General features: G+C 70.8%; 15 protein-coding genes. 2 read left to right on the top strand and 13 right to left on the bottom strand.

The features are described 5' to 3' along the window. Positions 1-29: 29 nt before the first annotated feature. Entirely contained in the window at positions 30-830 is an 801-nt protein-coding gene (folE2, locus tag EV684_RS15185; RefSeq protein ID WP_132648130.1) for a GTP cyclohydrolase FolE2, read from the top strand. Positions 831-852: 22 nt separating this feature from the next. Here the strand turns inward: folE2 and fliR are convergent, their stop codons facing one another. The 13 genes from fliR to fliF form a co-directional block, all read right to left on the bottom strand. After that, positions 853-1,614, bottom strand: coding sequence for a flagellar biosynthetic protein FliR (gene fliR, locus EV684_RS15190; RefSeq protein WP_132648131.1), 762 nt, complete (start codon positions 1,612-1,614; stop codon positions 853-855). A gap of 22 nt (positions 1,615-1,636) precedes the next feature. Further along, positions 1,637-1,906: a flagellar biosynthesis protein FliQ gene (gene fliQ, locus EV684_RS15195; RefSeq protein WP_132648132.1), complete on the bottom strand. Its 270-nt coding sequence runs from the start codon at positions 1,904-1,906 to the stop codon at positions 1,637-1,639. Positions 1,907-1,914: 8 nt separating this feature from the next. Continuing rightward, positions 1,915-2,670 (bottom strand): flagellar type III secretion system pore protein FliP, encoded by a 756-nt coding sequence (gene fliP / locus EV684_RS15200; RefSeq protein ID WP_132648133.1) that lies wholly within the window; start codon positions 2,668-2,670, stop codon positions 1,915-1,917. Beyond that, positions 2,660-3,013 (bottom strand): FliO/MopB family protein, encoded by a 354-nt coding sequence (locus EV684_RS15205; RefSeq protein WP_132648134.1) that lies wholly within the window; start codon positions 3,011-3,013, stop codon positions 2,660-2,662. Before EV684_RS15205 ends, fliP begins: the two co-directional genes overlap by 11 nt. A gap of 10 nt (positions 3,014-3,023) precedes the next feature. Further along, positions 3,024-3,458 carry a flagellar motor switch protein FliN gene (gene fliN / locus EV684_RS15210; RefSeq protein ID WP_132648135.1) on the bottom strand — a complete coding sequence of 145 codons (435 nt, stop codon included), beginning with the start codon at positions 3,456-3,458 and terminating at the stop codon, positions 3,024-3,026. Continuing rightward, positions 3,451-4,455 (bottom strand): flagellar motor switch protein FliM, encoded by a 1,005-nt coding sequence (fliM, locus tag EV684_RS15215; RefSeq protein WP_132648136.1) that lies wholly within the window; start codon positions 4,453-4,455, stop codon positions 3,451-3,453. Before fliM ends, fliN begins: the two co-directional genes overlap by 8 nt. A gap of 10 nt (positions 4,456-4,465) precedes the next feature. Continuing rightward, positions 4,466-5,062 (bottom strand): flagellar basal body-associated FliL family protein, encoded by a 597-nt coding sequence (locus EV684_RS15220; RefSeq protein ID WP_132648137.1) that lies wholly within the window; start codon positions 5,060-5,062, stop codon positions 4,466-4,468. 144 nt (positions 5,063-5,206) lie between these two features. Further along, positions 5,207-6,283 (bottom strand): flagellar hook-length control protein FliK, encoded by a 1,077-nt coding sequence (locus EV684_RS15225; RefSeq protein ID WP_132648138.1) that lies wholly within the window; start codon positions 6,281-6,283, stop codon positions 5,207-5,209. 17 nt (positions 6,284-6,300) lie between these two features. After that, the gene (fliJ, locus tag EV684_RS15230; RefSeq protein ID WP_132648139.1) at positions 6,301-6,756 is read right to left on the bottom strand and encodes a flagellar export protein FliJ; all 456 of its coding nucleotides are present in this window, start codon (positions 6,754-6,756) and stop codon (positions 6,301-6,303) included. Between the two features lies 1 nt (position 6,757). Continuing rightward, complete coding sequence (fliI, locus tag EV684_RS15235; RefSeq protein ID WP_132648140.1) at positions 6,758-8,167, bottom strand: flagellar protein export ATPase FliI; 1,410 nt, start codon at positions 8,165-8,167, stop codon at positions 6,758-6,760. Next, positions 8,164-8,886: a FliH/SctL family protein gene (locus tag EV684_RS15240; RefSeq protein WP_132648141.1), complete on the bottom strand. Its 723-nt coding sequence runs from the start codon at positions 8,884-8,886 to the stop codon at positions 8,164-8,166. The genes fliI and EV684_RS15240 overlap by 4 nt, the downstream gene beginning before the upstream one ends. Further along, a complete protein-coding gene (fliG, locus tag EV684_RS15245; RefSeq protein ID WP_132648199.1) occupies positions 8,870-9,865 on the bottom strand; it encodes a flagellar motor switch protein FliG in 996 nt (331 codons plus the stop codon). Before fliG ends, EV684_RS15240 begins: the two co-directional genes overlap by 17 nt. A gap of 24 nt (positions 9,866-9,889) precedes the next feature. After that, the gene (gene fliF, locus EV684_RS15250) at positions 9,890-11,554 is read right to left on the bottom strand and encodes a flagellar basal-body MS-ring/collar protein FliF (protein WP_132648142.1); all 1,665 of its coding nucleotides are present in this window, start codon (positions 11,552-11,554) and stop codon (positions 9,890-9,892) included. Between the two features lie 116 nt (positions 11,555-11,670). On the opposite strand from fliF, the gene fliE reads away from it, so the two are divergent. Then, entirely contained in the window at positions 11,671-12,006 is a 336-nt protein-coding gene (fliE, locus tag EV684_RS15255) for a flagellar hook-basal body complex protein FliE (RefSeq protein ID WP_132648143.1), read from the top strand. Positions 12,007-12,114: the final 108 nt, after the last annotated feature.

Raw genomic sequence — 12,114 nt, forward strand, 5'->3', positions numbered from 1 at the left:
CGCCGAACGCAGGCATCATTCAGCCCGAAATGACGAACCTGACCGACGCCCTCCACATCCCCGACACCCAGAGCGCACGCGACGAGCGCCACGTCGCGATCCAGCGCGTGGGCGTCAAGGACGTTCGTTACCCGCTGCAGCTGCGTGTCGCCGGTGCGGTGCAGGCGGCGACGGCCTCGTGGACGCTGGACGTCGCGCTGCCGGCCGAGCAGAAGGGCACGCACATGTCGCGTTTCGTCGCCTGGCTGGACGCGCTGGACGAGCCGCTGGACGCCGCCGCGCTGGCGCGCCGACATGCCGCGATGCTCGACAAGCTGGGCGCGAGCGAAGGCCGCGTCGAGGCCTCGTTCTCGTTCTTCCTGCGAAAGCGTGCGCCGGTCTCGGGGCTGCAGAGCCTGCTCGACTACCAGGGGCGCTGGATCGCCGAGACCCGGCTGGACGGCGACAGCCCGAGGACCACGCTGTGGGCCGAGGTCGCGGTGCCGGTGAAGAGCCTGTGCCCGTGCTCCAAGGAGATCTCCGACTACGGCGCGCACAACCAGCGTTCGATCGTCACGATCCGCGTCGAGCTGCTGCAGCCCGTCGAGTGGCACGAGCTCGTGCGTTTCGCCGAGGACGAGGCCTCCAGCGAGATCTGGCCGATGTTGAAGCGCAGCGACGAGAAGTGGGTCACCGAGCGCGCCTACGAGAACCCGAAGTTCGTCGAGGACCTGGTGCGCGACGTCGCGCTGCGCCTGAACCGCGAGCCGCGCATCGGCCGCTACGTGGTCGACGTCGAGAACTTCGAGTCGATCCACAACCATTCCGCCTGGGCGCGCATCGAACGCTGAGGCGGCCGCCAGGCCGCCGAAGCTACTGGAACAGCGCCAGCAGCTGCTCCAGCGCGACGATGAACGGCGACTGCATCGCCGGCAGCGTCAGCAGGATGCCGAGCAGGCCGACGCCCAGCGTGATCGGGAAGCCGATCGCGAAGACGTTCATCTGCGGCGCCACGCGCGACACCGCGCCGAGCACGATGTTGACGAGCAGCATCATCGCCACCAGCGGCAGCGCGATCCACAGCCCGATCGAGAAGATCTGCGCGGCCCACAGGTGCGGGCGCGCCTCCTTCAGGAAGGCGAAGGGCTCGGGCGCCACCGGGAACGCGGTGAAGCTCTGCACCAGCGCGGCGATGACCAGCAGGTGGCCATTGATGACGATGAACAGCCAGGCGATCGTCGTGCCGTAGAAGCGGCTGGTGGCGGTGGCGGTGCCGCCGCGCAGCGGGTCGAAGAAGCCGGCGAAGTTCAGCCCCATCTGCAAGCCGATGATCTCGCCGGCGAACTCGACCGCGGCGAAGACGATGCGCACCGCGAAGCCCAGCGACAGGCCGATCAGCAACTGCTGCACGATGAGCACGAAGGCCAGCGGCGAGTCCAGCGGCACCGGCTCCACCGGCGGCAGCGAAGGCTGCGCGGCGAAGGCGATCAGCGCTGCCAGGCCGATGCGCACGCGCGTGGGAACGCTGCGCGTGCCCAGCACCGGCATCGAGGTGAACAGCGCCAGCGCGCGCAGGAAGGGCCAGACCAGCGGCGTGATCCAGCCGAGGATCTGGGCTTCGTCGAAGCTGATCACGGCGCTGCGCTGCGCGAGGCGTTCAGCCGACGACGCTCGGGATGGCCTGCAGCGTGCGCTGCAGGTACTCGACCAGCGTCGTGAGCATCCACGGCCCGGCGAAGCCGAGCACGGCCACGGCGCCGACGATCTTGGGCACGAAGCTGAGCGTCGCCTCGTTGATCTGCGTGGCCGCCTGCAGCACGCTGACGACCAGGCCGATGACCATCACGACCAGCAGCACCGGCGCCGAGACCAGCAGCAGCAGATACAGGCCTTGCTGCCCCAGCGAGAGGACTTGTTGTGCGTCCATGGCAATTCTCAGGTGACGAATGAGGCGGCGAGCGAACCCAGCAGCAGGTTCCAGCCGTCGGCGAGCACGAAGAGCATCAGCTTGAACGGCAGCGCCACGAGCACCGGCGACAGCATCATCATCCCCAGGCTCATCAGCACGCTGGCGACGATCATGTCGATGATCAGGAACGGGATGAAGATCATGAAGCCGATCTGGAACGCGCTCTTCAACTCGCTGGTGACGAAGGCGGGAACGAGCACGCGCAGCGGCACGTCCTCGCTCTTGACGTCGGACGGCAGCTTGGCCAGCTTGGCGAACAGCTGCACGTCGCTCTGGCGCGTCTGCTTGAGCATGAACTCGCGCATCGGCACCTCGCCGCGCTTCAGGGCCTCGTCGAAGGCGATCTGGTTCTCGGCGAAGGGCTTGTAGGCCTGGTCGTAGACGCGGTCCAGCGTCGGCGACATGACGAAGAAGGTCAGGAACAGGCTCATGCCGATGATGACCTGGTTCGGCGGCGCAGCCTGCGTGCCCAGCGCCTGGCGCAGCAGCGACAGCACGATGACGATGCGCGTGAAGCCCGTCATCAGCAGCAGCAGCGCCGGGATGAACGACAGCGTGGTGAAGAACAGCAGCGTCTGGATCGGCACCGAGTAGCTGGTGCCGCCGGCGCCCTGGCCGACGAGCAGTGGCAGCGTGTTGCCGCCCGCCTGGGCGAAGGCGGCGGCCGGCAGCGCCAGCAGCGCGGCCGCGGCCAGCCTGCGCAGGGTGCGCTCAGCGTGCATCGTGGTCCCCGCGGCGCTGCAGCCGGCCGAGCATCTGGCCGAAGGGCGTCGCGGCGCCGGCGGCCGGCGCGACGGCCTCGTCCTGCGGCGCCATCGTGTGCAGCGTGCTGATCGCGCCCGGTGTCACGCCGAGCACCAGCCAGCGCCGTTCCTCGCCGCTGCCGACCTCGACGGTGACGATGCGCTGCGTGTTCGACAGCGGCAGCGCGGCGACGGTGCGCAGGCCGCTCGACGAGGCGTTGCGGCCCATCGGCGTGCGCCGCAGCAGCCACAGTGCCACCGGGATCAGCGCGACGACGGCGGCAAACGAGAAGAGGGCGCCGAGCCCGGCGGATGCGTCCACGTCGTGGTCCTCAGGTGCGCGACAGCCGGCGCATGCGCTCGCTGGGCGTGACGATGTCGGTGAGCCGGATGCCGAACTTGTCGTTGACGACCACCACCTCGCCCTGGGCGATGAGGTAGCCGTTGACGAGCACGTCCATCGGCTCGCCGGCCATCGCGTCGAGCTCGACGACCGAGCCTTGCGCGAGCTGCAGGATGTGCTTGATCGGGATGCGCGTGCGGCCGAGTTCGACGGTGAGCTGGACGGGGATGTCCAGGATCATGTTGATGTCGTTGCCCGAGCCGGAGGCCGGCACCGACGCGCTGAAGTTGGTGAACGCCGCCGGCGCCACCGTCTCGGCCGGGCCGCGAACCTCGGAGGCGACCTCGGGTTCCTTGGTCTCGGCCAGCGCCGCAGCCCATTCCGCGGCCATGCGGTCCTCTTCGGACATGTTGGTGTCAGCCATGGTTTTGCTCTCCGAGCCAGCCCACGTTGGAGCTGGTCAGCAGTCGGTCGATCTTGATCGCGTAGCGGCCGTTGGAGGTGCCGTAGTGGCAGTCGAAGACGGGCACGCCATCCACCTTCGCCTTGATCATCGGGTCCAGGTCGAGCTCGATGAAGTCGCCCGGCTTGAACGACAGCAGCTGCTCGACGGTCGCCGGCGCGTGCCCGAGCTCGGCCACGAGGTCGACCTCGGCGGCCTGGATCTGGTGCTTGAGCAGGTTGACCCAGCGCCGGTCGGGTTCGGCCGAGTCGCCCTGGATCGTCGAGTACAGGACGTCGCGGATCGGCTCCAGCGTCGAGTACGGGATGCAGAAGTGCACCGCGCCGGAGGTGTCGCCGATCTCCAGCGTGAACGCGGTGGAGACGACGATCTCGCTGGGCGTGGCGATGTTCGCGAACTGCGGCTGCATCTCCGAGCGCTGGTATTCCAGCTCGAGCGGGTAGATGCCGTGCCAGGCCTTCCTGTACTCGCTGATGATGCACTCGACGAGGCGCAGGATGACGCGCAGCTCGGTCGGCGAGAAGTCGCGCCCTTCGATGCGCGTGTGGAACTTGCCGGCGCCGCCGAACAGCGCGTCGATGACGGCGAAGACGACGTTCGGGTCGCAGACGATCAGCCCCGAGCCGCGCAGCGGCTTGACCGACACGAGGTTGAAGTTCGTCGGCACGACGATCTCGCGCAGGAAGGCGCTGAACTTCTGCACCTTGATGCCGCCGATCGACACCTCGGGCGACTTGCGGATCAGGTTGAACAGGCCGATGCGGATGTTGCGGGCGAAACGCTCGTTGATCACCTCCATCGTCGGCATGCGTCCGCGGACGATGCGCTCCTGGGAGGAGAGGTCGTAGTCGCGGATGCCGCCGGCGGTCTGCTCCTCCTGCTCGAGCTTCTGGCTTTCGCCGGTGATGCCCTGCAGCAGTGCGTCGACTTCGTCCTGCGAGAGGATCTGCTGGTTCATCGAGCGGGTGTCACTGGATGATGAAGTTGGAGAAGTGCACGGCCGAGATCGGCATCTCCGCTTCCTTCTTCTTTTTCTTCTTCTTCGGCTTGTCCTCGTCGTCGGCGGCAGCCTCCTCGTCGGGCTCCTCGACCTCGTGGCCCATCGCGCGCGAGGTCTCGCGGCGCACCTGCTCGGCGAACTTGGCCTTGCCTTCGCGGTCCGACAGCTGGGCGGCGGTCTTGTCGGCCAGCGCCATCAGGATGTTGTTGCGGATCGCCGGCATGTAGGCCTTGATCGTGTCGCCCAGGTGGGCGTCGGCGACTTCCAGCGTGATGCCCACCTGCGCGTAGCGCTCGGCATCGCGGTCGGCGAGGTTCACGGTGAACGGGTCGAGCGCGACGAAGGTCGGCGCGGCCTTGGGATCGTGCTTCGCGGCCTTGGCCGGAGCGGCCTCTTCGGTGCCGTCCTCGGCCTCGGCTTCGGTGGCGTTCTTCTTCATCAGGAAGACCGCGGCACCGCCGCCGATCGCCAGCACGGCGACGAGCGCGCCGACGATGATCAGCAGCTTCTTCTTGCCTTTCTTCGGCGCGACCGCATCGGTTGCGGCGGGGGCGGCGGTGGCCATCGGGCGAACTCCTTCCTGTCGGGGCTCCCGTCGTGGCCGATTCGGCCTTCGACGGGCTTGGAAGGGATTATTCGGGTCGCGCCCGCGGCGAAAGCGCCGATAAGCGGCCCGAAAGCCCGGCTAAAGCCGGTGCCGGCGCCGCGTTCAGGCGTAGGTGTCGAGCACGCCGAGCGTGCGCCGCTGCGGGGGCGCAGCCGCGGCGAGCGGGTCCTCGCCGCCGTCGCCGCCGCGCACGCCGCCGGCCGAGGCGCTGCCGCGCCCGGCGGGTTCGCCGCCGGCGTCGCGCTCGGCGCCCTGGCGTTGTTCGAACACGCCGCCGCCGGTCAGCGTCAGGCCGGCCTCCTGCAGCGCGCCGGCCAGCGTCGGCAGCGCCTGTTCGAGCGCCTGGCGCGTGTCGGCCTGCTGCGCCGCCATCACGACCTTGGCGGTCTGGCCCTCGACCTGGATCTGCACCGTGATCGGGCCCATCTCGGCCGGATTGAGCTGCAGCCTGGCCTCCTGCATGCCCTCGCGCAGCATCAGGCTGACCTGGGCCGACAGCCCGGGCGCGAAGTCGGGCGAACCGACCGGCGCGGCGATCTGGCCGGCGTAAGGCGTGGCGGTGGCGGCCGCGCGTGCGTCGGGCGCCGCGGCCTGCTGCGCCGGCGTCTGCGCGGCGGGGGCGGCCAGCGCGGCGAGTTCGGCGCGGAAGTCGGCCCGGCGTTCACCGCCGGCGGCACCGGCCTGCGAGAGCTGGGCATCGGCGGCTCCGGCGCGCAGCGCGGCGGCGGCGTCGCCCCGGCCGGCACCGGCGCGTGCGCGGGCAGGGGCGCCGGCGGCCGCCTCGGTGTCGGCGTCGGCACGCGCCGAGCCGGCGCGTGCGGCGGCCGAACGGGCCGCGGCGGCACGCGCTGCCGGGCTCATCAGCCCGGCCAGCAAGGCCGAGACGTCCCCCGTGCCGGCTTCGTCGTCGTCGCGCTCGGCCGCGTCGCCACGGCGCTCCTCCTGGCCGTCGGCGCGTGTGGCCTCTGCCGGGCGTTTGCCCTCGGCGGACTTGCGCCCTGCCTTGTCCTGGCCGCGTTCGGCCTGGCGCGCGTCCTCGGCGCGGCGCGAGCCGGCGCTGTCTCCGGCGGCGCGGCCGAGTTCACGTGCAAAGGCTCCGGGTTCGTTCTGGCGCGCGGCGGGCGCCGGCGTCGGTGTCGCGGGCGGCGGGGTGACGGGGGCGAGGGCGGCAGTCGTCATGGCGGTCGGGGCTCGGGTCAGGGCTGCGCGGATTCGGCCTGCAGGGCGCGCCAGCGGATCTGCTGCGCGGTCTCGTCGGTCTGGCGCTGGTCACGCCGTGCCTGCACGCGCTGGCGCTCGTGTTCGCGGCGCTCGATGAGCTTGCGCACCGAGGCCACGCGCATCTCGGCGGCCACGAGGCGCTGGCGCAGGCGCTCGGCGTTGGCCTTGGCGGCGTCGATCTGCTGCTGCTGCTGCACCAGGGCCTCGTCGATGCGGTCACCGAAGCTGCGGTAGCAGTGCAGGATCTCGACCGCACCGAGCTGTCGGAACTGCGACGCCCAGCGGTTCTGGTATTCGCCGCGGTAGCCGTCGAGCTGGTCGGCCTGGGCCTGGGCGCGGCGCGCGTGCTCTTCGGCGCGCTGCGCGGCGGCCTGGATCTGGTCGCGCTCGGATTCGGCCTGTTCGAGCAGGGTGGCCAGGGCGGTCGACATCTCAGCTCCTCACGATGGACAGCAGCTCCTTGCGGCTGGCGTCCAGGTTGGCGCACTCGCGCATGTCCTGCTGCAGCAGCGCGACGATTTCGCCGTGCAGCCGCACGGCGGTGTCGAGCTCGGCGTCGTGGCCGGGCGCATAGGCGCCGAGCTGGATCAGGTCGCGTGCCTTGTTGTACTTGGCCAGCAGCTGGCGCAGCTTGCGCGCGGCCAGCAGATGCTCCTGCGGCGTGACCGAAGTCATGACTCGCGAGACCGAGCGCTCGACGTCGATGGCTGGGAAGTGGCCCGATTCGGCGAGTTCGCGCGACAGCACGATGTGGCCGTCCAGGATGCCCCGTGCCGCGTCGGCGATCGGGTCCTGCGGGTCGTCGCCTTCGGTCAGCACGGTGTAGAAGGCGGTGATCGAGCCGACGCCGTTCAGGCCGTTGCCGCTGCGTTCGACGAGCTGCGGCAGCTTGGCGAAGACGCTGGGCGGGTAGCCCTTGGTCGCCGGCGGCTCGCCGATGGCCAGCGCGATCTCGCGCTGCGCCATCGCGTAGCGCGTCAGGCTGTCCATCAGCAGCAGCACGTGCTTGCCGCGGTCGCGGAAGTGCTCGGCGATCGCCGTGGCGTAGCTCGCGCCCTGCATGCGCACCAGCGGCGGCGCGTCGGCCGGCGCGGCGACGACGACGCTGCGGCGGCGGCCCTCGTCGCCGAGGATGTCCTCGATGAACTCCTTGACCTCGCGGCCGCGCTCGCCGATCAGGCCGACGACGATGACGTCGGCGGCGGTGTAGCGCGCCATCATGCCCAGCAGCACCGACTTGCCGACGCCGGTGCCGGCGAACAGCCCCAGGCGCTGGCCGCGGCCGACGGTCAGCAGCGCGTTGATCGAGCGCACGCCGGTGTCCAGCGCACGGCGCACCGGGTCGCGGTCCATCGCGTTGATCGGGCGGCGGATCATCGGCTGGGCATGCACGTCGGCGATCGGGCCGCCGCGGTCCAGCGGGTGGCCGTGCGAGTCGACGACGCGGCCCAGCAGGCCGTCGCCCATCGGCAGGTGCAGGCCGCGGTCCTCGCTGCGCCGCCAGGGGTGGTTCTCGACGCCGAAACGCGGCGGCACACGCGGCGCCGGGCGCGGGATGACACGGGCGCCGCTGGCCAGACCGTGCAGGTCGCCGGTGGGCATCAGGAAGGCGCGGTCGCCGTTGAAGCCGACGACCTCGGCCAGCACCGGCGGCTGTCCCGGCTGGCGGATCTCGCAGATCGAGCCCACCGGCACGCGCACGCCGGCGGCCTCGAGCACCAGGCCGGTGACACGCAGCAGCGTGCCCACCGCTTCGAGCGGCTGGGGCGCGGCGGCGAAGTCCTGCAGGTCGGCGAGGTAGCGCGACCACTTGCGCGCGCGGGTGTCGGCCACCGGGGTCATGGCGTCGGCTCCCAGGGCTCGTCGCTGCCCAGCACCGAGGCGGCCTGGGTCCAGCGCGACGCGATGCGCGCGTCGATCGAGCCGACGTCGGAGTCGACGAGCACGCCGCCGCGCTCGATGCTCTCGTCGGCGAGCAGCCGCGCGCCGCGTGCGGTGAGCGCTTCCTCGGCGCCTTCGGCGACCAGCGGCAGGTCGTTCGGATGCACGCGCACGGTGATGTGGCGCGCGCTCAGCAGCACGTTGTTGACGGCCTCGGCGGCGACACGCGCCACCAGCGACGGGTCCACGCGCAGCTCGCTGCGCAGCACCTGGCGCGCCAGCTGCACCGCGGTGCGCGCCACGGCCTCGGCGATCTCGTGGTCGAGCCGGTCGAGCTGGGCGTTGAAGCTGGTGACGACGGCGCCCACCTGGGACGTGGCCTGCGCCGCGAAGCTCTGCTTGAAGCCTTCGAGCGCGACCAGCCCGTCGCGGTAGCCGTCCTGGTAGCCGGCCTGGCGCGCGGCGGCGATCTTCGCCTGCCACTCCTCGGGCGTGGGCTCGGGCGGCACCGCCGGCTCGGCCGGCATCTCGGGCTCGGGCTCGCCGTGGAACGAACCGGGCTTCCAGGCGGCGAAGTCGCCCAGCTCCTCGCGCGGGATGAAACGCGTGTAGGCGCTCGCCGGCTTGCTGCCCTGCGGCGGCGGGACGTTGCGGAAACCGTGTTTAGAGGAACTGCTCATCACCACCCGTGCTCAGCATGATCTGCCCTTCGTCGGCCAGGCGGCGGACGGTCTTGAGCATCTCCTTCTGTTCGGCCTCGACCTCGGACAGGCGCACCGGGCCGCGGGACTCGAGGTCCTCGCGCAGCGTCTCGGCCGCGCGCGTGGACATGTTCTTGAAGATCTTCTCGCGCAGCCCCGGCGTGGCGCCCTTGAGCGCGACGATCAGCGACTCGGACTGCACCTCGCGCAGCAGCGCCTGGATGCCCTTGTCGTCGATCTTCTCCAGGTCGTCGAAGGTGAACATGTTGTCCATGATCTTCTGCGCCAGCTCGTTGTCGGCCTCGCGCACGAAGTCCAGCACCGAGGTCTCGACCGAGCTGCCCAGCATGTTGAGGATCTCGGCGGCGGCCTTGACGCCGCCGAGCGTGCTCTTCTTCATGCGGTCGCCGCCGGCGAGCACCTTGCTCATCACCTCGTTGAGGTCCTTCAGCGCCGCCGGCTGGATGCCGTCGAGCGTGGCGATGCGCACCAGCACCTCGTTCCTCTGGCGCTCGACGAACTGCTTGAGCACCTCGGCGGCCTGGTCGGACTCCAGGTGCACCAGGATCGCCGCGACGATCTGCGGGTGCTCGTGGCGCAGCAGCTCGGCCACCGAGCTGGCGTCCATCCACTTCAGGCTCTCGATGCCGGTGACGTCGCTGCCCTGCAGGATGCGGTCGATCAGCAGCGCCGCCTTGTCCTCGCCCAGCGCCTTGCGCAGCACCGACTTCACGTACTCGTCGGTGTCGGGCACGAGCATGTGCTCGCGCTCGGCGACCTCGGTGAACTTGTCCAGGATGGTGTCGACGCGCTCGCGCGACACGGCCTTCATCTTGGCGATCGTCTCGCCCAGGCGCTGCACTTCCTTCGGGGCGAGGTGCTTGAAGACCTCGGCGGCCTCCTCCTCGCCCAGCGACATCAGCAGGATCGCGGCGTCTTCCAGCCCGTCGTCGTCCATCGGCGCGGCCATCGGATCCTCCCGTCAGGCGGCTTCGCCGCTGACCCAGCCGCGAACGATGTTCGCGACCGCGGCCGGGTTGTCGCGCGCCAGCTTGCGCGCGGCCTCCAGCTTGTCGTTGGAGCGCGGGGCCTCCAGCGCCGGCAGCTGGTCGGGGCCGGGCAGCGCGGCGCCGCCGTCGACGAGCTCGTCGACGGTCTCGCCCTTGACCGGCTCGGGCTTGGCGGTCGCGGCCCGGATCGCCGGGCGGATCAGCGTGAAGGCGACGATCAGCGCGACGAGCACCAGCGCCGCCGGCGTCGCGCCGCTGCGCAGCAGCTCCAGCACCCAGGGCTGCTGCCACAGCGGCACTTCCTCGGCCTCGGGTGCCTTCTCGACGCGGAACGGGGCGTTGACGACGCGCACCGAGTCGCCGCGCTCCTTGCTGAAGCCGATGCCCTGCTCGACGAGCGAGGTGAGCTTGTCCAGCTCCTCCTGCGACAGCGGCGTGCTCGTCGGCTTGCCCTTGCCGTCGACGCCGGTGCGGTGGTTGACGACGACGGCGGCGTTCAGGCGGCGCACGGTGCCGGTGGCACCGCGGATCACGCGCACCGTCTTGTCGACCTCGTAACGCGTCTCGGCGTCACGCTGGCCGTTGCCCCCGGCGGCGCCGCCGTTGGCCGCCTGCAGCGCCTGCGCCGGGCCGTTGATCGGCGCGGACGCCGGCACCGGCGGCTGGTTGCTGACCGCGCCGGGCACGCCGGTGGGCACGTTGGCCCCCGGGCGGCTGGATTCGGACACGCGCGAGGCGCGCACCGCCGCGGCGTTCTCGCCCTGGTTGGGCTTGAACTCCTCGGAGGTCTGCTCGGTCTGGGAGAAGTCGACCTCGGCGGTGACGGTGGCGCGCAGGTTGTCGCGGCCGAGCACCGGCTCGAGCAGGTCGTTGACGCGGCGCAGGTAGGTCGCCTCGACCTCGCGCACGTACTGCAGCTGCTGGGTGTCCAGGCCCTGGGCGGCGTTGTCCTGGCTGGACAGCAGCGTGCCGTCGCCGTCGAGCACGCTGACGGCCTTGGCGGCGAGCTCGGGCACGCTGGAGGACACCAGGTGCACGATGCCGGCGAGCTGGGCGCGGTCCAGCGTGTGGCCCGGGCGCAGCGTCAGCACGACCGAGGCCGAGGGCTTCTGCTGTTCGCGGAAGAAGCCGTTCTGGTTGGGCAGCGCCAGGTGCACGCGCGCCGTCTCCACCGAGGACAGCGTCTGGATGGTGCGCGTGAGCTCGCCTTCGAGCGCACGCTGCAGGTTGATGCGTTCCTGGCCCTGGGTCTGGCCGAAGGCGGTCTTGTCGAGCAGCTCGTAGCCGGTGATCGAGCCCTTGGGCAGGCCGGCGGCGCTGAGCTTCAGGCGCAGGTCGTAGACCTGGCGGGCGGGCACCATGATCGTGGCGCCGCCTTCGCTGAAGCGGTAGGGCACGTTCATCTGCGCCAGCTTCTCGACGATGGCGCCGCCGTCCTTCTCGCCGACGTTGGCGAAGAGCACGCGGTACTCGTCCTGCTTCAGCGACAGCGCCAGCACGACGACGATCGCCAGCAGCGCGGCGATGCCGATGCCGGCCATCGCCTTGGTCTTCATCGGCAGCGCCATCAGGCGCGCACCGAAGCCGGGCGGCGTCTCGGGCACGAGCGGGGGTTGCGCAACGACGGCAGTCTCCATGGCAGGAGATTCTTCGCTGCCGGATGCCGTTGCGGTGGCACGAGAAAACCGGCAAAGACTCGCCTGTTCGCGCCTTCGGTGGCGGCAGGCCGCCCCTACAGTGCGTCATCGGCATCATGGACCTCAAACTCAAGCCCTTCGACTTCAACCAGGCAGTGGCCCGCGCCGGGCTGCGGCCCGACGGCACGCCGCTGGTCGGCAAGGCCGAGGCGCCGGCGGCCGTCGGCGGCGGCAACTTCCGCTCGGCGATGGCCGAGGCGCTGCAGGACGTGAGCCGCAACCAGCTCGAGGCGCAGCGCATGCAGCGCGAGGTGGCGCTGGACAATCCGACCGTCAGCCTCGAGGAGACGATGGTCGCGATGCAGAAGGCGCAGCTGGGGTTCCAGGCCACGCTGCAGGTGCGCAACCGCCTGGTCTCGGCTTACACCGAGATCATGAACATGCAGGTGTAGGCCCCCCGTAGCGCCTTCGGCGCTCCCCCCCAGGGGGGCGACGCCGACGGCCGGGCGGAGCCCGGCCGTGGCGTCAGCTTGGTGGGATGTTTGCGTGCCTCGGGCGGA

The organism is Rubrivivax gelatinosus (assembly GCF_004340905.1).
In the GTDB taxonomy this organism is placed as follows: domain Bacteria; phylum Pseudomonadota; class Gammaproteobacteria; order Burkholderiales; family Burkholderiaceae_C; genus Rubrivivax; species Rubrivivax gelatinosus.